Annotated in this window: 22 protein-coding genes; 18 read left to right on the top strand and 4 right to left on the bottom strand. The window is 70.6% G+C overall.

Annotation, left to right across the window (positions count from 1 at the left end):
• Positions 1-152: 152 nt before the first annotated feature.
• The 15 genes from EJC51_RS03375 to EJC51_RS03310 all read left to right on the top strand — a co-directional run bounded on the left by EJC51_RS03375 (position 153) and on the right by EJC51_RS03310 (position 11986).
• Positions 153-809: an HdeD family acid-resistance protein gene (locus EJC51_RS03375; protein WP_166682818.1), complete on the top strand. Its 657-nt coding sequence runs from the start codon at positions 153-155 to the stop codon at positions 807-809.
• A 101-nt stretch (positions 810-910) separates the two neighbouring features.
• On the top strand, positions 911-1051 hold the full coding sequence (locus tag EJC51_RS47620; RefSeq protein ID WP_165951318.1) for a hypothetical protein: 141 nt from the start codon (positions 911-913) through the stop codon (positions 1049-1051).
• Positions 1052-1137: 86 nt separating this feature from the next.
• Positions 1138-1941 (top strand): ribonuclease BN, encoded by an 804-nt coding sequence (locus tag EJC51_RS03370; protein WP_126269609.1) that lies wholly within the window; start codon positions 1138-1140, stop codon positions 1939-1941.
• Between the two features lie 76 nt (positions 1942-2017).
• Positions 2018-2479, top strand: a complete 462-nt coding sequence (locus tag EJC51_RS03365; protein ID WP_126269608.1) for an SHOCT domain-containing protein — start codon at positions 2018-2020, stop codon at positions 2477-2479.
• A gap of 30 nt (positions 2480-2509) precedes the next feature.
• Complete coding sequence (locus tag EJC51_RS03360; protein ID WP_126269607.1) at positions 2510-2992, top strand: DUF7144 family membrane protein; 483 nt, start codon at positions 2510-2512, stop codon at positions 2990-2992.
• Positions 2993-3293: 301 nt separating this feature from the next.
• Positions 3294-4973: an FAD-dependent oxidoreductase gene (locus tag EJC51_RS03355; RefSeq protein WP_126269606.1), complete on the top strand. Its 1680-nt coding sequence runs from the start codon at positions 3294-3296 to the stop codon at positions 4971-4973.
• A 231-nt stretch (positions 4974-5204) separates the two neighbouring features.
• Complete coding sequence (locus EJC51_RS03350; RefSeq protein WP_126269605.1) at positions 5205-5705, top strand: hypothetical protein; 501 nt, start codon at positions 5205-5207, stop codon at positions 5703-5705.
• 119 nt (positions 5706-5824) lie between these two features.
• Positions 5825-6478, top strand: coding sequence for a class F sortase (locus tag EJC51_RS03345; protein WP_126269604.1), 654 nt, complete (start codon positions 5825-5827; stop codon positions 6476-6478).
• 169 nt (positions 6479-6647) lie between these two features.
• Positions 6648-7799, top strand: coding sequence for a SchA/CurD-like domain-containing protein (locus EJC51_RS03340; RefSeq protein WP_126269603.1), 1152 nt, complete (start codon positions 6648-6650; stop codon positions 7797-7799).
• A gap of 26 nt (positions 7800-7825) precedes the next feature.
• Entirely contained in the window at positions 7826-8329 is a 504-nt protein-coding gene (locus tag EJC51_RS03335) for a cupin domain-containing protein (protein ID WP_399583152.1), read from the top strand.
• Positions 8326-9594, top strand: a complete 1269-nt coding sequence (locus EJC51_RS03330) for a beta-ketoacyl-[acyl-carrier-protein] synthase family protein (protein WP_126269602.1) — start codon at positions 8326-8328, stop codon at positions 9592-9594. The genes EJC51_RS03335 and EJC51_RS03330 overlap by 4 nt, the downstream gene beginning before the upstream one ends.
• The gene (locus EJC51_RS03325) at positions 9591-10838 is read left to right on the top strand and encodes a beta-ketoacyl synthase N-terminal-like domain-containing protein (protein WP_126269601.1); all 1248 of its coding nucleotides are present in this window, start codon (positions 9591-9593) and stop codon (positions 10836-10838) included. The genes EJC51_RS03330 and EJC51_RS03325 overlap by 4 nt, the downstream gene beginning before the upstream one ends.
• A 56-nt stretch (positions 10839-10894) precedes the next feature.
• Complete coding sequence (locus EJC51_RS03320) at positions 10895-11152, top strand: acyl carrier protein (protein ID WP_126269600.1); 258 nt, start codon at positions 10895-10897, stop codon at positions 11150-11152.
• Position 11153: 1 nt separating this feature from the next.
• Complete coding sequence (locus EJC51_RS03315; RefSeq protein WP_126269599.1) at positions 11154-11633, top strand: SRPBCC family protein; 480 nt, start codon at positions 11154-11156, stop codon at positions 11631-11633.
• 20 nt (positions 11634-11653) lie between these two features.
• Positions 11654-11986 carry a TcmI family type II polyketide cyclase gene (locus EJC51_RS03310; protein WP_126269598.1) on the top strand — a complete coding sequence of 111 codons (333 nt, stop codon included), beginning with the start codon at positions 11654-11656 and terminating at the stop codon, positions 11984-11986.
• A gap of 90 nt (positions 11987-12076) precedes the next feature.
• On the opposite strand, the gene EJC51_RS03305 is transcribed toward EJC51_RS03310, so the two are convergent.
• From EJC51_RS03305 to EJC51_RS03290, 4 genes are all read right to left on the bottom strand, one after another.
• Complete coding sequence (locus EJC51_RS03305) at positions 12077-13120, bottom strand: methyltransferase (protein WP_126269597.1); 1044 nt, start codon at positions 13118-13120, stop codon at positions 12077-12079.
• Positions 13121-13164: 44 nt separating this feature from the next.
• The gene (locus tag EJC51_RS03300; RefSeq protein WP_126269596.1) at positions 13165-14226 is read right to left on the bottom strand and encodes a right-handed parallel beta-helix repeat-containing protein; all 1062 of its coding nucleotides are present in this window, start codon (positions 14224-14226) and stop codon (positions 13165-13167) included.
• Between the two features lie 153 nt (positions 14227-14379).
• The gene (gene katG / locus EJC51_RS03295; RefSeq protein ID WP_126269595.1) at positions 14380-16572 is read right to left on the bottom strand and encodes a catalase/peroxidase HPI; all 2193 of its coding nucleotides are present in this window, start codon (positions 16570-16572) and stop codon (positions 14380-14382) included.
• Positions 16573-16706: 134 nt separating this feature from the next.
• Positions 16707-17357, bottom strand: coding sequence for a TetR/AcrR family transcriptional regulator (locus tag EJC51_RS03290; RefSeq protein WP_126276785.1), 651 nt, complete (start codon positions 17355-17357; stop codon positions 16707-16709).
• A 183-nt stretch (positions 17358-17540) separates the two neighbouring features.
• On the opposite strand from EJC51_RS03290, the gene EJC51_RS03285 reads away from it, so the two are divergent.
• From EJC51_RS03285 to EJC51_RS03275, 3 genes are all read left to right on the top strand, one after another.
• The gene (locus tag EJC51_RS03285) at positions 17541-19001 is read left to right on the top strand and encodes an MFS transporter (RefSeq protein ID WP_126269594.1); all 1461 of its coding nucleotides are present in this window, start codon (positions 17541-17543) and stop codon (positions 18999-19001) included.
• An 83-nt stretch (positions 19002-19084) separates the two neighbouring features.
• Positions 19085-19729: a TetR/AcrR family transcriptional regulator gene (locus EJC51_RS03280; protein ID WP_126269593.1), complete on the top strand. Its 645-nt coding sequence runs from the start codon at positions 19085-19087 to the stop codon at positions 19727-19729.
• 7 nt (positions 19730-19736) lie between these two features.
• A complete protein-coding gene (locus tag EJC51_RS03275; RefSeq protein ID WP_126269592.1) occupies positions 19737-20534 on the top strand; it encodes an SDR family NAD(P)-dependent oxidoreductase in 798 nt (265 codons plus the stop codon).
• Positions 20535-20551 lie beyond the last annotated feature (17 nt).

Raw genomic sequence — 20551 nt, 5'->3', positions numbered from 1 at the left:
CTCCAGCTCACCGCCACGGCGGCGTCGACGGCTCACCCGTGGTGGGTGAGCCGGTCACCGAGCGGCCGGCGTGACCCTGGACCGGTCGGGTGCACCCCCTTCACCCGTCCCGTCGGCTCTCGGAGCGACGGCTGATCACGCGAGGAGGAGCCATGACCATGTCGCGTGAACCGGTATCGCGTGCCGGGCAGCCGTACGGGCCCGACGGGGCGGGTGACTCTCCGACCGGCGACCCCGCGGAGGAACTCGCGCGGCTCGGCCGTTCCTGGACCTGGCTGCTGGCATCGGCTCTGGCGACCCTCGTGCCGGGGATTCTGGTGCTGGTCTGGCCTGACGCCACCCTGCACGTCCTGGCCGTCCTCATCGGCCTGTACCTGCTGGTGACCGGCGCGTTCCGGTTCGTGGCCGTCTTCGGCCGGGAGGGGCACGAGCGGTTGCCGGGACTGCTCCTGGCCGTGCTGTACGTCCTGGCCGGAGTGCTGAGCCTGCGCAACCCGCTGCAGACGATCGCCGCACTCTCGCTGATCACCGGGGCCGTCTGGCTCGTGTCCGGCATCCTCACCCTCTACACGGCGATCTCCGTCACGTCCCTGCCGCACCGAGGCGTCGTCGCGGCCGCCGCCCTGCTCGGCATCGTCGCCGGGATCGTGGTGCTCGCCTTCCCCACCGAGTCGGCCCGCGCCCTGACCCGGCTGCTCGGCCTGTGGCTCGTCCTGCTGGGGGTGGCGGAGGTGGCGGTCGCCCTGGCATGGCGTGCCGCGCTGCGAAAGACGCTTCCTCCGGGGCCGGACCCCGACGCGACGGCATGACGCCGCACCCGGTTTCCGGTGCGGCAGCCGCCACGACCGCCGCTCCGGCCGGTGCCCCGCGCCGCGGTCGGCGCGGGAGGGAACCCGAAGCAACCGAGTCCATGGCGTGGCTGCCGGCGGACCACCGCGCACGGGCCGCCGGTGGGGCCATGGCCGACCTGATCACCCTGGCGATCCGCGGGATGGCGGCCGTACCGGCCGATTCGCCGCCCGGCCCGGGCGCGGAACGGACGGCCCCGTGAGCCTCGGTCGCAGCGGTCGGAGAATCCCGAGGCCGGCGCGCGTTCCGCACACGACCGGCGTCCCGCGCGTACACGCTCACGCGCTGATGGAGAGTCTGCGGTCCGGAGCTGCGGCCCGGCTGGTGTCTCGTCTTACGGCACTCAACGTCGTCGAGGGCTCCGTGCGGCTCGCCGCGCAGGCGTTCCTCACCGCGCTGCCCCTGCTCATGACCGTCGCGGCATTCGCCCCCGGCTGGCTCCAGGACCTGCTGGCCGACTCCCTCCGCACGGTGCTGGGGGTGCGCGGCGACACCCTCGAGGAGCTGCGCGAGGTCTTCTCCGCCACCGGCCCGACCAGCAACACCACCGGGGCCGTGGGCGTGGTCGTCACCTTGGTGTCGGCCACCGCGTTCAGCCGGGCGCTCCAGGCGGTGTGCGAGCGGTGCTGGCATCTGCCGCGCGCGCCGGTGCGCACCGCGGTCTGGCGCTGGGTGCTGTGGCTGGTCGTCTGGCTGGCCTACCTCCTGCTCCAGGCGCCGCTGCGCGACGGATTCGGCGCCGGTGCTCTGACCGGGCTGGTGCTCTCCCTGCTCTCGGCGACGCTGCTGTGGTGGTGGTCCCAGCATCTGCTGCTGGGCGGCCGGATCGGCTGGACGCGTCTGCTGCCCGGAGCGGTGCTGGCCGGCGGGGGTTCGGTCCTGCTGAGCCGGGCCGCCCATGCGGTGCTGCCCGCGGCCATGGAGCGCAGCCTGGCCGAGTTCGGCCCGCTGGGCCCCGTCTTCACCTTTCTTTCCTGGCTGATCGCCGTCTTCCTGGTGGCCGTCTCCGCCTTGGCTCTCGGTGAGTACGTCGCCTCCACCGCCTGGTACCGGGCGGTGGCCCGGTGGCGCCCGTTCACCCGCGCCGGGTGAGGCCACGCGGCCCCAGTCCCGTCCACGCTGAGGACAGCAACGGCGGCGGGACGGGGGCCCGGGACGGAGGAGAGACATGAGCGCACAGACCTACCTGGCGTACGACTATCCCCTGCTGAGCGTCTTCTGGAGCATGCTCTGGTTCTTCCTGTGGATCATGTGGTTCATCCTGCTCTTCCGGATCGTGGTCGACATCTTCCGCGACGACCAGCTGAGCGGGTGGGCGAAGGCGGGCTGGCTGGTGTTCACCATCGTGCTGCCCTTCCTCGGCGTGTTCGTCTACGTCATCGCCCGCGGCAAGAACATGGGGCGCCGGGAGGTCGCCCAGGCGCGTGCGCAGCAGGAGGAGTTCAACGCCTACATCAGGCAGACCGCGGCCGGCGGGACCAGCAGCGTCGACGAGCTCGCCAAGCTGTCCGAGATCCGCTCCCGCGGCGACATCACGGACGAGGAGTTCCGCAGGGCGAAGGACCTGGTCCTGGCAGGCCAGGGACCGGCGCAGCCCACCGGCTCCGCGCCCGGCACCACCGGTCGCTGAGCGTCCGGGCCACATGAATCGAGGCGCAAGATGACCGCGACACACACCCGGCCGGCACACACGGCGAAGCAGGAGTGGGCCACCGGCCTGGCGGCCTTCGCAGCCGTGATGCTCTTTCTCGTCGGCCTGCTCGACATCTTCCGGGGCATCATGGGCATCGCCGAGGACGACATCTTCGTCACGACGCGCAACTACGTCTTCGAGTTCGACCTGACCGGCTGGGGCTGGGTCCACCTCGCTCTGGGCGTGGTCGCCGTGATCGTCAGTATCGGGCTGCTCCAGACGGCGACCTGGGCGCGCGTGTCCGGCGTGGTCATCGCCGGATTCGTCATCATCGCCAACTTCCTCTCCCTGCCGTACTACCCGGTGTGGTCGGTGGTGATGATCGCCCTCTCCGGCTTCATCATCTGGGCCCTGTGCGTGGTCCAGCGCGACAACCTCTTCGACCTGTCCGAGGAACGCCCGATGTCCGAGCAGCGCCCGCCGGTCTCCACACCGCACGGTCCCGCGTGAGGACGGCGCGACACGCTGAACGACCGTACGCGAGCGCGATACCACCGCACCCTGTGCCGGTGGTATCGCCGCCCTGATGTGTGCGTCCCAGGCGATGCCCAGCACGTCCTCACCGTCCAGGTCCAGGCCGCCGGCCGACGAAGCCTGCCCCGCCACATACGACGCCCCGGTTCCGCTGACTCGGCGAACCCGGCGAGTAGAGCGGGTGAAGCTTGGGCCCGTGCGGTTGCCAGGGGGGCATGGATGAGGCTCGCGGCCGAATGCGGCCGGGTCGACAGAGACAGCGAGCTGGAGGCGGGCCATGGCACGAAGAACGGAACGAACAGACGAGCAGACCGACGAGACGATCCATCACGTCCCCGTCCTCATCGTCGGAGGATCCCTCGTCGGGCTGTCGACGTCGTTGTTCCTGAGCCGGTTGGGCGTACGGCACACGCTGGTGGAGCGGCACGCAGGAACGTCCATTCACCCCCGTGGGCGCGGGAACAACGTCCGTACGATGGAGCTGTTCCGGACGGCCGGCGTCGAGCCGGGGATCCGGGAGGCCGCCGCCACCCTGGACGACAACCACGGGATCCTCCAGACACCCACCCTGGTGGGCGACGCGGGGGAGTGGCTGTTCAAGGAGATCGACGCGGGCGGCGCACTGGCCCGCTTCAGCCCCAGCTCCTGGTGCCTGTGCAGCCAGAACGACCTGGAGCCGGTGCTGCTCGCGCACGCCGAGCGGCTCGGCGGCGATCTGCGCTACGGCACCGAAATGCTGTCGTTCGACAGTGACTCCTCCGGCGTCACCGCGGTGGTCAAGAGCCGGGAGACCGGCGAGCACACCACCATCCGCGCGGACTACCTCGTCGCCGCGGACGGCCCCCGCAGCCCCGTTCGTGAGCAACTCGGCATCGCCCAGAGCGGTCCTGGCGACCTGTTCAGCAACGTCAGCATCACCTTCCGGTCCCGCCGGCTCGCCGAGGTCGTGGGCGACCGCCGCTTCATCGTCTGCTACCTGACGAACCCGGAGGCGGACGGGGCGCTGCTGCCGGTGGACAACCGGGAGAACTGGGTGTTCCACGCTCCCTGGCATCCCGAACAGGGCGAAACGCTGGAGGAGTTCACCGACGAGCGGTGCGCGGAGCACATCCGGCGCGCGATCGGAGTGGCCGACCTCGACGTACAGGTCACCGGTAAGGCTCCCTGGAACGCCGCCGAGCGGGTGGCCCGCAGCTATCGGGCGGGGCGGGTCTTCCTGGCCGGAGACTCGGCCCACGAGATGTCCCCCACCGGTGCCTTCGGCTCCAACACCGGCATCCAGGACGCGCACAACCTCGCCTGGAAACTGGCCGCGGTGCTCGGCGGCTGGGCGGGGGAGGCGCTGCTGGACAGCTACGACGCCGAGCGGCGCCCGGTGGCCGAGGCGACCAGCGCCCGCGCCTCCGCACGGTCCGTGGAGCACAGCCACCCCGGCTTCGCTCCGCCACCCGGCATGGGCGGTGGCGGTGGCGGCGGCCCGCAGCGCGGCATCCTCGGCGTGGTCCTCGGCTACCGCTATCCACGCGGAGCAGTCCTCGGAACCGACCCCGACACTCCGGTCGTACCGGAACGCTTCGAGCTGTCCGGGGAACCCGGCAGCAGAGCGCCGCACTTGGCGGTCCGTCATCGAGGCGAACAGATCTCCACTCTGGACCTCTACGAGAGGTCGTTCGTCCTGCTCAGCGACGCCGATCACCCAAGTGGCTGGCACGAGGCGGCCGTCCGCGTCGCCGCATCGATGTCCGTCCCCCTGACCTCGTACCGGCTGGGCAGCGGCCCCGATGCCGAGCTGACGCCCGAGGGCGGGGCGGACTGGGCGGCCGCTCATGGAACGACGCCCGAAGGCGCCGTGCTGGTCCGGCCCGACGGGTTCGTGGCCTGGCGGGCCGCAGGGGCGGAGCCTGACGCCGAGTCAGTGCTGCGTCATGCGCTGACCACGCTGCTGGCAACCGTCTGACCTTGGCAGATACGGCCGACCGGTCCCTCGACGGGGCCGGTCGGCCGTGTCGTGCGGTCGTGGTTCTGCCGCCGTCGAACGAGTGGGTGTGTTCACCCGAGCGATCGTCCCGAGTGGTGCGAGGCACGGTGGGCACTGACGGTGGATCACGTCGGGGACGGATCACCTCAGCTGACGAAGCGCCAGCTGTCCGCTCCTCGGCGGAGGGAATGTCAGATGCACTCTGCTCGCATGCTCCTTGCCACCGCGGCGGCTTCGACCGTCCTCGTTCTGGGCGCACCCGGCGCCCATGCCGCCGGCAGCGACTGGGAGGACCACACGGACTCCTCGTACAGCAAGGAAACGGACTCCTCGTACAGCAAGGAGCACGACAAGGACAGCGGTCACGACTCGCCGCGCGGTGGCATGCACACCGGTGGTGGGGCGTTGACCGCGGTGAACGCGGACGGTTCGGACACCGCGAAGGACCCCAGGTTCGACCCGGAGACGTACAAGGACAAGGGACAGGGCAAGGACTCCGGCAGCACGAAGCAGGAGGAGGACTCCTGGAGCGGGGAGCAGGACAGCGACGGGTGGAGCGGCCGCGAGGAGAAGCCGAGCGGCGGCATGCACACCGGCGGCGGCGCACTCGCCTCGCCGGCCGTGACCGCGGGTGGGCTGGCCGTCCTGGCGGTCGCCGGTACCGGTCTCTACGCGGCGCGCCGTAAGAAGATCTCCGAAAGCGTGGCCTGACCCATGCCGGATGCGATAGCCGCTGCGGCCGCCACGCGCGTGTCGCGTGGCGGCCCGCCGGCTCCCCCCTACCCGTTCTTCATCTGAACTTCTGTCACGCCTTGGTGAGGTAGCGTCCGATGGCAGACCACCCCCCTTCCCTCGCAGACAACCCGCCCCGCACCAAAGCGCTGGTGGTGGGTGCGGTAGCGGTCCTGGTACTGGCCATGGGCCTGTTCGGCGGCCATGACGGCACGCCGTCCGACGCCTCCCGCCCGACCCGGGCCCCGCACACCGATGCCGCGGCGGCTCCGCCGGCCGCACGGGCCGCGGGGAACCATCTGCCGCGCGCGAGACCCGTACGCCTGCTCATTCCGAAGATCTCCGTCGATGCGCCCTTCACGGATCTCGCCATCGGCCCCACCGGACAGCTCCAGCCGCCCCCGGCCGGGGACACCAATCTCGTCGGCTGGTTCGCCAAGGGAGCCTCCCCCGGGGAGGCGGGCACCTCGATCATCGCCGGGCACGTCGACACGACGACCTCGGCTGCCGTCTTCGTGGACCTCGGAGAGCTGGAGAAGGGGGACACCTTCAAGGTGCGGCGGGCCGACGGGCGCACCGCGTCCTTCGTGGTCGACAGCGTGGAGACGTTCGAGAAGGACCGCTTCCCGAGCCGGCGCGTCTACGCCGACACGGCCCAGGCGCAGGTCCGGCTCATCACCTGTGCGGGTGACTACGACCATACGGTCCGGGACTACACGGACAACCTGGTGGTCTTCGCCCACCTGGTCTGAGCGGGACCGGCCCGCCAGGCCCCGGGGTCGCCCGGCCAGTCGCATAAGAGTCGCGCACCTCCGGAAGCGGGCTCAGGATCGAGGGATCGAGGGATCGAGGCACGTCGGAGCCGCAGCGACGTGATCGAGACCTGTCCGGTCCGTTCCCCGTCAAGGAGATGTGCGCAGGATGACCACCACGTCCGAACGTGTTTCGGAAACCTTCATGCGAGAGGCGTCGCAGCGCGTCGCCCAGTCCGTGTTCGACGGCTCCCGGCTGCGTGTCGTCCTGCTCGTGGACGTCTACGACGGTGCCCAGCAGCAGTTCCTGGAGGCCTACGAGCAGCTGTGCAACCAGGTCGCCTCCGTCCCTGGGCATGTCAGCGACCAGCTGTGCCAGTCCATCGAGAACCCCTCGCAATGGCTCATCACGAGCGAGTGGGAGAGTGCCCCGCCCTTCCTCACCTGGGTCAACAGCGAGGACCACGTACGGATGGTGGAGCCGCTGCACAGCTGCGTCCGCGACACCCGGTCGCTGCGCTTCCACGTCGTGCGGGAGACCGGCGGCCCGGCGGCGGCCGCCGAACCCGGCGGCCGTGGGCTGCAGGCCTCCCCGAGAATCGGTGACGGGCTGGTCCGGCACGCGCTCACCTTCACGGTCAAGCCGGGCAGCGAGGAAGCCGTCGCCGAGATCCTGGCCGGATACGCCTCGCCGGAGTCACGCGTCGACGACACCACCCAGCTGTGCCGCACCTCCCTGTTCATGCACGGCAACCGGGTGGTGCGGGCCATCGAGGTGCGGGGCGACCTGCTCGCCGCGCTGCGTCACGTCGCCAAGCAGCCCGAGGTACGGGCCGTCGAGGAAGCCATCAACCCCTACCTGGAGCAGGACAGGGACCTCGACGACCCCGAGGCCGCCCGTCTCTTCTTCACCCGCGCGGCGCTGCCCGCCGTCCACCATGTGACGTCGGGTCAGGACAGTGCGGATGCCGTGCGGCAGGCGCTGTACTACCCGGCCCGTGAAGGGTGCGGTATGCGCCTGGCCGAGCTGCTCGCCCGTCAGGACGCGGCGGCGTCCGACGATCCGCGCACGCCGCTGCTGCGCAGCACGATCTTCCAGCGCGACGACGTGGTGGTACGGCTCGTGGACGTGCGTGAAGGGTTCGACAACGTTGCCATGCTGGGCCTCTCGGAGCCTGCCGAGGCGACCGAGCTCGCGGAACTCCTGGAGGCGGAAGCCCTCCACGCCGACCGCGCGGGAGCGAAGGACGGCGTTGCCGCACACCAGCTCAACATCCCCCGTATGGACCTCGTCACCGACCGCCGGGCGCCCGACGCCTGATTCGCCCCGCCGGCAACCGGGCCGTGATGTCCACGCGCCATGCCGGCGACACACATGTTCGGAGGAACGTCGTGACCAAACTTCCCGGAATCGTGGACCTGAGCGAGGTCGAGCCCAACACCCGGCGCGGCGGGGACCTGCGCGCCATGCTCACCCCCGCCACCGTCGGCTCCACCAGCGGTTTCATGGGAGTGGCCATCGTGCAGCCCGGCGACCGCATCGCCGAGCACTACCACCCCTACTCCGAGGAGTTCATCTACGTCCTCTGCGGGCAGCTGGAGGTGGACCTGGACGGCGAGACCCATCCGCTGCAGCCCGAGCAGGGGCTGCTGATCCCCGCCTACATGCGGCACCGCTTCCGCAACGTCGGCAAGGTGGAGGCCCGCATGGTCTTCCACCTCGGCCCGCTCGCCCCGAGCCCGCCGCTCGGCCACGTCGACACCGAGGACGCGGACGGAGTGCCGATCGCCGCGGAACCGACCCACACGAGCGTGGGGCGGGTGGCCGAGCGACCTCAGGTCCGTTCATGACCAGGCGCGTTGCGGTCACCGGCCTGGGCGTCGTCGCCCCGCAGGGCATCGGGGTCCCGGCCTTCTGGGACCTGCTGTCCGAGGGGCGCACGGCGACGCGGGGCATCACCTTCTTCGACCCGGCCGGGCTGCGGTCGCGGATCGCCGCCGAGTGCGACTTCGATCCGGCGGCCCACGGTCTGGACCCGGAGCAGATCGCCCGCTGCGACCGGTACATCCAGTTCGCCCTGGCGGCCGGCGAGGAGGCGGTACGGGACTCCGGCCTCGACCTCGCCGTGGAGAACCCGTGGCGCGTGGCGGTCTCCCTGGGCACCGCCGTCGGCGGCACCACCCGGCTGGAGCACGACTACGTGCTGGTCAGCGAGCGGGGCAGGCGCTGGGACGTGGACCACCGGCAGGCCGGCCCGCATCTGCACCGCGCGTTCTCGCCGAGCACCCTCGCCTCGACGGTGGCCGAGCGGTTCGAGGCCCGCGGCCCGGTGCAGACGGTCTCCACCGGCTGCACCTCGGGCCTGGACGCGGTCGGATACGCCTTCCACACGATCGAGGAGGGCCGGGCCGACATCTGCATAACCGGGGCGTCGGACTCGCCGATCTCACCGATCACCATGGCCTGCTTCGACGCGATCAAGGCGACGTCCCCGAACAACGACGATCCCGCCCACGCCTCGCGTCCCTTCGACGCGGACCGCAACGGGTTCGTCATGGGGGAGGGCGGCGCGGTCCTCGTCCTGGAGGAGCTGGAACACGCCCGGGCCCGCGGCGCGCGCGTGTACTGCGAGATCGGCGGCTATGCCACGTTCGGCAACGCCTACCACATGACCGGTCTGACCAGTGAGGGACTGGAGATGGCCCGGGCCATCGAGGAGGCCCTGGACCAGGCCCGGCTGGACCGCACCGCGATCGACTACGTCAACGCGCACGGCTCGGGCACCCTCCAGAACGACCGGCACGAGACGGCCGCGGTCAAACGGGCCCTGGGCGCGCACGCCTACGACACGCCCATGAGCTCCATCAAGTCCATGGTGGGCCACTCGCTCGGCGCGATCGGGGCGATCGAACTCGTCGCCTGTGCGCTGTCCCTGACCCACCAGGTCGTCCCGCCCACCGCGAACTACGAGACGCCGGACCCCGAGTGCGATCTGGACTACGTCCCGCGCGTCGCCCGTGAGCGAAGGCTGAACAGCGTTCTCTCCGTGGGCAGCGGCTTCGGCGGCTTCCAGTCCGCGGTGGTCCTCGACCTGCCGAGGGAGGAAAGACGATGAGCGGACATCCTCGGCGCGCGGCCATCACCGGCATCGGCGTGGTCGCGCCCAACGGCACCAGCACCGACACCTTCTGGAAGTCGACCAAGGAGGGCATCAGCGTCCTGGACCGCATCACCCGTGAGGGATGCGGGCACCTGCCGCTGCGGGTGGCCGGTGAGGTCCGGGACTTCGACCCGCCGGCCCTGGTCGAGGAGCGCTACCTCGTCCAGACCGACCGGTTCACCCACTTCGCGATGGCCGCGGCCGACCAGGCCCTCGACGACGCCGGTCTCGGCCGCGGCGAGACGGACGCGGCGCCGTTCTCCGTGGGGGTGGTGACCGCGGCGGGCTCCGGTGGCGGCGAGTTCGGGCAGCGCGAGCTTGAGCGGCTGTGGGACAAGGGCAGCCGTTTCGTCGGGCCGTATCAGTCCATCGCCTGGTTCTACGCCGCGAGCACCGGCCAGATCTCGATCCGCCGTGGTTTCAAGGGGCCGTGCGGTGTGGTCGCCGCCGACGAGGCCGGCGGCCTCGACGCCGTGGCGCATGCGGCGCGGGCCGTGCGGCGCGGCACCGACGTGCTCGTGGCCGGCGCGACCGAGGCGCCGCTGGCCCCCTACTCGATGGTCTGCCAGCTCGGCTACGAGGAGTTGAGCACCGTCGACGACCCCCAGCGCGCCTACCGCCCCTTCACCACGGCGGCCTGCGGATTCGTGCCCGCCGAGGGCGGCGCCATGCTCGTCGTGGAGAGCGAGGCCGCGGCCCGCGACCGCGGCGCATCCGTGCGGGCCACCGTGGCGGGCCATGCGGCCACGTTCACGGGTGCCTCCCGCTGGGAGGAGTCCCGGCAAGGGCTGGCCCAGGCCGTCCTGGGTGCCTTGGCGGAGGCCGACTGCGCGCCCGAGGACATCGACGTGGTCTTCGCCGACGCCCTCGGTGCACCGGAGGCGGATCGTGCCGAGGCGCTGGCGATCGTGGACGCCCTGGGCGAGCGCGGCAGGCGCGTCCCCGTCACCGCGCCGAAGACCGGCACCGGCCGCAGCTACGCGGCAGCGCCCGTCCTGGACGTCGCCGCGGCCGTCCTCGCGCTGGAGCACGGTCTGATCCCGCCCACCCCCAACGTCTTCGACGCCTGCCACGACCTCGACCTCGTGACCTCCCGCGCCCGCGCCGCCGAACTGCGCACCGCGCTCGTCCTCAGCCGAGGACTCATGGGGTCGAACTCGGCGCTCGTGCTCCGGCGCGGCGCCGGCGACGCCTCCTGACGAGGCATCGCCAGCCCTCCTCACCCAGCACCCGACACAGCAGGGAGAAACACCGCATGAGTGACCGCATCACCGTGGAGGAGCTCACCGAGCTCATGAAGAAGTCCGCCGGAGTGACCGTCTCCCCGGAGGAGCTCCGCCGGCGCTACGACACCGGCTTCGACGCCTTCGGGATCGACTCCCTCGCACTGCTCGGCATCGTGGGCGAGCTGGAGAACCGGTACGGCACGCCCATGCCGGTCGACGCGGAGAAGAGCAAGACCCCCCAGCAGTTCCTGGAACTGGTCAACAGCGTCCTGCTGACGGAGGCCTGACATGGCCGGGCACACCGAGAACGAGATCACCATCGGCGCACCGCTCGACCTGGTCTGGGACATGACCAACGACGTCGCGAACTGGCCGCAGCTGTTCAGCGAGTACGCCTCCGCCGAGATCCTCTCCCAGGAGGGGAACCGGACCACCTTCCGGCTGACCATGCACCCCGACGAGAACGGGAAGGTGTGGAGCTGGGTGTCGGAGCGCGAGCCGGACCGTGACACGCTCACGGTGCGCGCCCGCCGGGTCGAGACCGGGCCCTTCGCCTACATGAACATCGTGTGGCGGTACGAGAAGGTGCTCGAGGGCACCCGGATGGTGTGGACCCAGGACTTCGCGATGAAGCCGGACGCGCCGGTCGACGACGACTGGATGACGAACAACATCAACCGGAACTCCAAGGTCCAGATGGCGCTGATCCGGGACCGGATCGAGCAGGCAGCCACGGAGCGCCGGCCCGCGCCGGTGCTGTCCGACTGAGCCGGACGGAGGACAGGACGATGCACCAGTCCCTGATCGTCGCCCGCATGGCGCCGGAGTCGGCCATCGACATCGCCAAGGTCTTCGAGGAGTCGGACAGGGGAGAGCTGCCGCACCTCGTGGGCGTCGCCCGCCGCAGCCTCTTCCAGTTCGGCGACGTCTATCTGCACCTCATCGAGTCCGAGCGGGACCCCGCACCCGCCATCGCCAAGGTGGTTGGCCATCCCCAGTTCCGGGACGTCAGCGAACGGCTGTCGGCGTACGTCACCGCGTACGACCCGGAGACCTGGCGGTCGCCGAAGGACGCGATGGCGCGCTGCTTCTACCGCTGGGAGCGGGACGCCACCTCCTGAAGCACCCGCATCAACCGCCGGTCGCCGGGCACGCGAGGGTTGCGCGCCCGGCGACCGGCGGTTTGCGAGGTGGTGCCGGATCGGGTCCGGTCACCCGGGGACGGTGCAGTCGAAGGCGTGCAGATAGGGGTTGACGGGGCGTACGTCGTCGATGACCAGGCCCGCCTTGGTCAGCCGGTCGGTCATGCTGGCGGTGGTGTGCTTGGCGCCGCCCACGTTCAAAAGCAGCAGCAGGTCCATGGCGGTGCTGAACCGCATCGACGGGGTGTCGTCGACGAGGTTCTCGATGACCACGACCCGCGCCCCGGGACCGCCCGCCCGGATGACGTTGCGCAGGGTGCGGGTCGTGCTGTCGTCGTCCCACTCCAGGATGTTCTTGATGACGTACACGTCGGCCTCGACCGGGACGTCCTCGCGGCAGTCACCGGGCACCAGGCGCATCCGGTCGGCGAGCGCGCCTCCCGCCCGCAGCCGTGGATCGGCGTTGGCCACCACGCGCGGCAGGTCGAGCAGAGTGCCGTGCAGCGACGGGTACTTCTCCAGCAGGCTCGCCACCACATGCCCCTGGCCGCCCCCGATGTCGGCGACGGAGGTGGCTGTCGACAGGTCGAGGAACCGGGCGACATCGCGCGCTGACTGCACGCTGGAGGTCGTCATGGCGCGGTTGAAGACGTCGGCCGACTCGGGGGCGTCTTCGTTGAGGTAGGGGAAGAACTCCTTGCCGTAGAGCTCCTCGACGACGTTGCGGCCGGAGCGCACCGCTTCGTCCAGGCGGGGCCACGCGTCCCAGGTCCATGGCTCGGTGCACCACAGCACGATGTCGCGCAGGCTGTGCGGGTCGTCCGTGCGCAGTTGCCGGGACATGTCGGTGTGGGTGAACGTGCCGTCCGGGCGCTCGGCGAAGACGCCGTAGCAGGACAGGGCGCGCAGCAGCCGTCGCAGCGGCTTCGGTTCGGTCGTGACCGCGGCGGCGAGTTCCTCGGCGGTCAGCGGGGTGTCACCGAGGGCGTCGGCGACGTTCAGGCGGGTCGCGGCGCGGAGGGCGGCTGCGCAGGCCGCTCCGAAGGCGAGTTCCCTGAGCCGCATGGTTGGTGGCGCGGTGGATGTCGTGGGTGAGGTCTGTGCGGTCGTCATGGGCCGCCCTCCTTCGTGGAGTTCATGAGCGGTGCCGCGGGCGGTCAGCACAGGCCGGCGGGCCGCGACGCCCGGCAGGAGTTGCCCTGGAAGGTGTTGCCGTCGCCGGTGCCCGTGTTGACGAGATCCGCCGGGGAGTTGCCCTGGAGCACGTTGCCGGTGATCCGGTTCCGGTCGTTGGGGGTGCCCACGAAGCTCTTGGCCAGGACGATGCCGCCGGACATCGAGGAGTTGCCTACGTTGTCCATGACGCGGTTGTTCGTCACCACGGTGTCCTCGGTGCCGGTCAGCACGATGCCGGAACCCTGGAGCGCTTCGAGCCGCTCGGTCTTGGGGCAGGACTTGTTGTTGCGGGCGATGCGGTTGTCGCGCACGGTCAGAGCGCCGGCCTTCGGCTTGTTCTCGTCGCCGACGACGAAGACGCCTGCGCAATTGCCGGAGATGCGGTTGTGCGCGACGGTGAGGTCGCGCAGCCGCCGGACGGTGACACCGATCCGGTTCCCTTGCAGGAGGTTGGCTTCGATCACGGTCCCCTCGGTGTCCACGGCGCCCTCCTCGGCTCTGATCGTGTTCGCGAGGAACAGGCCGGCGTCACCGCTGTCCCGGACGGTGTTGTGGCGCAACACGCTGCGGACCGAACGCTCTTGCGCGATCCCCCAGACCTTGTTCTTCACCGCGGTCACGTTCCGCACCGTCAGCTTGTCGGTCCCCACCGCGATGACCCCGGCTTTGGAGAAGCCGGTCACGGTCAGGTCGGCGATGGTGACGCCTTCGATGTCCTTGTCCTTCTTGCCGACCACGCAGATGCCGTTGCCGTTCTCACCACAGCTCTCGGCGGCTTTGGTCTTGGCCGGCTCCAGGACGGTGAGGCGGCCCATGCCGCGCAGGGTGAGATGAGGGGTGGTCACCTTGACGCTCTGGCGGTAGGTGCCGGGGGTCAGCAGAACGGTGTCTCCCGGGTCGGCGGTGTCCACCGCCTTCTGGATCGAGTCCCCGGGAAAGACGAGGTGCGTCCTGGGGGCGGCGGCGACGGCCGGTCCGGCGCCGAGTGCTGCCCCGGTGAGTGCTGCGGCACATGCCAGGTAGGCGACATGAGTTTTCATCATATTCGGCACGTTATGACCGGAAGATAAGCAAATGGCCTCGATAGGCCATCCGGCGGCGTGTCACAGCGCCGACGCGTCTGACCAGGGCCGACGGGCCCCGCGCCCGCAGGCCAGGAGCTCGGAGAACTCCTGGCCTGCGGCCCCGACGGTCGCTCAGGGGCGGACGTCGTACCGGTCGAGGTTCATCACCTTGTCCCAGGCCGCGGCGAAGTCCCGTACGAACTTCGCGTCGGCGTCACGGGAGGCGTAGACCTCGCTGAGGGCGCGGAGTTGGGAGTGCGAACCGAAGACGAGGTCGACGGCGGTCGCCGTCCACTTCACCTCGCCGGTGTCCCGGTCCCGGCCCTCGTAGACGTTCTCGTCCGTGGCCGACGTGGACCACTGCGTGCGCATGTCGAGGAGGTTGACGAAGAAGTCGTTGGTCAGGACCCCGGGCCGGTCGGTGAAGGCGCCGTGCGCGGAGCCCTTGTAGCCGGTGCCGAGCGCCCGCATGCCGCCGATCAGGACGGTCATCTCGGGGGCGGTGAGGTTGAGCATGTTCGCGCGGTCGAGCATGAGGGTCTCGGGGGAGAGTTTCTCGCCCGCCTTGAGGTAGTTGCGGAACGCGTCCGCCCTGGGTTCGAGTACGGCGAACGACTCCACGTCGGTCTGTTCCTGCGTGGCGTCCGTGCGCCCCGGTGTGAAGTCCACGGTCAGCTCGTGCCCGGCGTCGGCCGCGGCCTTCTCGACGGCCGCGCAGCCGCCCAGGACGATCAGGTCGGCGAGGGAGACCCGCTTGCCGCCGGTCTGCGAGCCGTTGAAGTCCTGCTGGATCTGCTCCAGGGCGCGTACCGTCTCGGTCACTTCGGGGAGGTCGTTGACCTCCCAGTCCTTCTGCGGTGCGAGCCGGATGCGTGCCCCGTTGGCGCCCCCGCGCTTGTCGGTGCCGCGGAAGCTGGCGGCCGAGGCCCAGGCGGTGGTGACGAGCTGGGGGACGGACCGGCCGGAGGCGAGGACGGTTGCCTTCAGGGCGGCGATGTCCGCGTCGTCGATCAGGTCGTGGTCGACCGGGGGAACGGGGTCCTGCCACAGCTGCGGCTCGGGAATCCACGGGCCGAGGTAGCGGGAGCGGGGGCCCATGTCGCGGTGCAGGAGTTTGAACCACGCCTTGGCGAAGGCCAGCGCGAACTGGTCCGGGTTCTCGTGGAAGCGCCGGGCGATCGGCCCGTAGATCGGATCCACTTTCAGTGAGAGGTCCGTCGTCAGCATGATCGGGGCGTGCCGCTTGGACGGGTCATGGGCGTCGGGGACCTTGTCCCGGGCGGAGGGGTCGGTGGGAGTCCACTGGTGGGCACCGGCCGGGCTCGTGGTGAGTTCCCAGTCGTAGCCGAACAGGTTGTCCAGGTACCCGTTGTCCCACTTCGTCGGCTCGTACGTCCACGCCCCTTCGAGCCCGCTCGTCAGCGCGTCGCCGCCGACCCCGCTGCCGTGCGTGTTGTGCCAGCCGAGGCCCTGCTGCTCGACGGGGGCGGCCTCGGGTTCGGGGCCGACGTAGCTGGGGTCGACCGCCCCGTGACACTTGCCGAACGTGTGGCCGCCGGCGATGAGCGCGACCGTCTCCTCGTCGTTCATCGCCATCCGCGCGAACGTCTCCCGGATGTCCCGGGCGGCGGCGAGCGGGTCCGGGGTGCCGTTGGGGCCTTCCGGGTTGACGTAGATCAGCCCCATCTGAACGGCGCCGAAGGGGCCGGCGAGTTCCCGGTCCCCGCTGTAGCGCTCGTCGCCGAGCCAGGTGTCCTCGGGCCCCCAGAAGATCTCCTCGGGCTCCCACTGGTCCTCGCGCCCGAAACCGAACCCGAAGGTCTTGAACCCCATGGACTCCATGGCGCAGTTGCCGGCGAAGACGAGCAGGTCCGCCCACGAGATCCGCTGCCCGTACTTCTGCTTGACCGGCCACAGCAGACGGCGCGCCTTGTCCAGGCTCGCGTTGTCCGGCCAGCTGTTGAGCGGAGCGAACCGCTGCGCGCCGGCGCCGCCACCGCCGCGGCCGTCCGCGATCCGGTACGTTCCCGCGGAGTGCCAGCTCATCCGGATGAAGAGCGGACCGTAGTGACCGTAGTCGGCGGGCCACCAGTCCTGCGACGTGGTCATCACCTCGAAGACGTCGCGCTTGAGCGCTTCGACGTCGAGGGTCGCGAACTCCTTGGCGTAGTCGAAGCCCTCGTCCAGCGGGTTCGCTCGCTCGGAATGCTGATGGAGGACCTGAAGGTCCAGCTGATCCGGCCACCAGTCGCGGTTCGTCCGGGGCCGATGCGCCGTGGGGGTGGGGGAGGGGATCGCCGGGTTCTCGCTCTCGCTGGCGGACATGCGCGCAACCTGCTTCCTGGTCGGATGTGTCCTGTTGCTGCTTGTTCCTCCTGACGTTGTTCGCTTTACCGGAACGGGGCAATCCGACACGCACACGGACGGAGCCATGGCGCTCACAGGGGGGAAATCAGGCGTCAGGGAGTTTCCGCCTGGAGGCGCAGGCCCGCCAGGGTCAGTTCCAGCGCGGCGAGGAACTGGTCCCTGTCGTCGTGCTCGGCGAAGTCGTCGGCGATCTCGTGCACGAAGGGGAATTGCGCGGCATCCAGCTTCCGCCAGGTCTCGGCGTAGCGGCTGAGGTACTCCACGCGGTTCATCTCGCCGCTGAGCACCTCCTGCGGGAGTTCCGCGCCGAGGTCGGCGGCGGTGCCGACCACGACGCCCACGATCGCCGAGACGGCGTGGAAGCGCTGCCGTGGTGTGAGGTCGAGGCGCAGGGTCTGCTGGCCGAGCTTCTCGTACAGCCGCAGTGAGTGGCCCTGGACGTCGGTGTTGCGCATGAAGTAGGCCGCCAGCCAGGGCCGGTCCATCATCGCGTCGAACAGGGTGATGGCCATCTCGCGCAGATCGGCGATCGGGTCGTCGCTCAGCGGCTGTTCCTCGACGGCGGTCAGGATGGCGCCGACCGCGTGGTCGGTGGCGCGGTCGAGCAGTTCGTCCTTGCTGGAGACGTACCAGTAGATGGTCCCGACGCCCGTGCCGAGCCGGGCGGCGAGGGCGCGGAAGGTCAGGGCCGACTGGCCCGCCTCGTCGAGCAGGGCCACGGCCGCGGTGAGGACGGCCTCCAGGGAGTGTGAGGCCCGTTGGCGGCCCCGGGGCGAGGTCTCGGTGGCGGTACGCGGTCGCGGGCGTGGCATGCGGCCATCCAATCACAGACTTGCGTCTTCATCGAACGACGTTCTACTCTCGAACATCGTTCCAGTATCGAACGCCGTTCGTTAATCGAATCCCGTTCCGTCAGGAGGCCGGCCATGACCGCGACCACCACCACCGAGTCAGCTTCAACCCGTACCTACTCATCCCTGCGCGCGGCCTGGATTCCGCTGGCCGCGCTCTGCCTGGCCTTCTTCGTCGAGATGGTCGACAACACCCTGCTCTCGATCGCGCTGCCGACCATCGGCCGCGACCTCGGCGGCGGCACCACCGCCCTGCAGTGGGTCACCGGCGCCTACTCGCTCACGTTCGGCGGTCTCCTGCTGACGGCCGGCTCCCTGGCCGACCGCGCCGGACGCCGACGCGTGCTGCTGATCGGCCTCGCCGTGTTCGGCCTGCTGAGCCTGTGCGTCATCGCCGTCGACTCAGCCGGGCAGCTCATAGCCCTGCGTGCCGGACTCGGCGTTGCCGCCGCCGCCATGGCGCCCATCACCAACTCGCTCGTCTTCCGGCTGTTCGACGAGCAGGCGCTGCGGATGCGCGCGATGACCCTGATGATCGTCGTCGGCATGTCCGGGTTCGTGCTCGGACCGCTGCTGGGCGGTACGGCGCTCGCCCACGTGAGCTGGCAGTGGCTCCTGCTGATCAACGCGCCGATCGCGCTCATCGCCGCCATCGGAGTACGGCTCGGGGTCGCCGCCGACCGTCCTCAGGACCTGACGAACGACCGGCTCGACCTGCCGGGCGCCGTCCTGAGCGTCCTCGCCATCGGCCTGGCCTGCTACGCGCTGACCAGCGGCGTCGAGCACGGCTGGCTCTCCGCGATCACGCTCGCATCGATCGCCGGAGCCGTGGCCGCGGGCATCGGGTTCGTACGGCACGAGCGCCGCAGCGCGGCGCCCATGCTGGACCTCACCGTCTTCTCCAGCGGGACCGTCCGCGGCGCCGCCATCGCCCAGATCGGAACGTCCATCGCGATGGCCGGCGTGATGTTCGGGCTCATCCTCCACTTCCAGTACGCCTACGGTTGGAGCCCCGTACGAGCCGGCCTGGCGAACCTGCCGATCATCCTGACGATGATCGTCGCGACCCCCGTGTCGGAAGGGCTCGCCAAGAAGTTCGGCCACCGCATCGCCTGTCTGGTCGGCGCGGCCTGCCTGGCCGGTGCGCTCGCCGGGCTCGCCTGGGGCGTCGACCACGGGTACGCCGCCATCGCCGCGGCCATGGTCGTGATGACCATCGGGCTGCGCACCGTCATGACGATCTGCGCCATCGCGCTGGTCGACGCGATGCCGGACAACCGCACCTCGGTCGCCGCGGCGCTCAACGACACCGCCCAGGAAGTCGGCACCAGCGTCGGCACCGCTGTCGTCGGCACGTTGATCGCGGCCCTGGTCACCACCCAGCTGCCCGCGGGCACCTGGAGCAGCGACCTCGTGCGGTCCTTCTTCCACGGCGAGCGGATCATCTACGGCGTCCTGGCGGTCCTCGTCGGCCTGATCGCGGCAGCCGGCGCCCTCACCCTGACCGACTCGCACACGGTCGAGGAACCGGCCTGAGGCACCCCGGCCCAAGCTGCCGGACAGAGATGTCCCAATGGGTCAGATGTCCCATTGGGACATCAGGGTGTACCGTTGAGGACATGACTGAGGACCGGCGCCGACGCAAGGCACGACAGACCAGGAACGCCATGGCCGTCGCCGCCGTCGACCTGATCCTGGAACGCGGCCTCGCGCACACCACCGTCGAGGCGATCGCCGAGCGCGCGGACGTCACCCGCCGCACCTTCAGCCGGCATTTCACCGGCAAGGAGGACGCCGCCCTGGACTTCGTGCGCGGGGACGGCGACCGCATCAACGCGCTGCTGCGGGACCGCCCCGCGAGCGAGCCGCCCCTGCTGGCCTATCGGCGGGCCGTGCGCGCCTGGCTCGCCGACGAAGACAACCCGGCCCACCATCTGCGCCCCAGGATGCGCGCCCTGATGGCACTGGTCGACCGCGAGCCCGCCCTGTTCGCCGCGTACGAACGCATCCGCGTCGACGCCCAGGAGGACTCGATCCGCATCCTCGCCGAACGGCTCGGTACCGACGACGTGCGGGACCTGCGCCCCGCCGTCGTCGTCGACGCCGCCGCCGGCGTCCTCACGGCAGCGCTGCGTGTCTGGGCACGGCGCGCCGCCGACCCCGACTCGGGAGCCGCAGACCTCGCCGCCCTGGTGGAACAGGCCTACGACGCCCTGATCGCGGAGGCCGCGTCCGCGGCCCCCGACAGCACTGCCGAAGAGTGAGATCACCATGAGCACCACCACCGAAAACGCGACGGAGACCACGACCGACTACGCCGCGGAGTTCGCCGGGCGGACCGCCCTCGTCACCGGCGCCGCCTCCGGCATCGGCCTCGCGACCGCCCGCCGACTGGGCGCGGGCGGCGCCAACGTCGTCATCGCCGACTACAACGCCGAGGGCGCCGAGCAGGCCGCCGCCGCACTGCGCGCCGAGGGCATCAAGGCCGCCGCGGTCGAACTCGACGTCACCCGCCCGGACTCCGTCGAGGCGGCCGTCGCCTTCGTCGTCGAGACCTACGGCGGCCTCGACCTGGCCGTGAACAACGCCGGCATCGGCGGTCCGAGCGCCCCGACGGGCGCGTACGACATCGCCGCCTACGACCGCGTGGTCCGCACCAACCTCGACGGCGTCTTCTACTCCCTGCGCTACGAGCTCCCCGCGATCGAGTCCACGGGCCGCGGCGGCGCCATCGTCAACGTGGCCTCCATCCTCGGCTCGGTCGGCTTCGCCGGTTCCCCCGCCTACGTGGCCGCCAAGCACGGCGTGGTCGGCCTGACCAAGACCACCGCCGCCGAGTACGCCGCGAAGGGCATCCGCGTCAACGCGGTCGGCCCCGGCTTCATCGAGACTCCGCTGCTGACGGGCATGGACCAGGCCGCCTACGACGGACTCGTGGGCCTGCACCCGGCCGGCCGGCTGGGCCGCCCCGACGAGGTCGCAGAACTGATCGCCTTCCTGCTGTCCGACCGGGCCTCCTTCGTGGCCGGCAGCTACCACCTGGTCGACGGCGCCTACACGGCCGTCTGAGTCGCAGAGGAGTCCGG

Origin of the sequence: Streptomyces aquilus (genome assembly GCF_003955715.1) — a bacterium.
GTDB lineage: Bacteria > Actinomycetota > Actinomycetes > Streptomycetales > Streptomycetaceae > Streptomyces > Streptomyces aquilus.
Note: the sequence above shows the minus strand (reverse complement) of the source record. Positions and strands in the feature narration are given on the sequence as shown.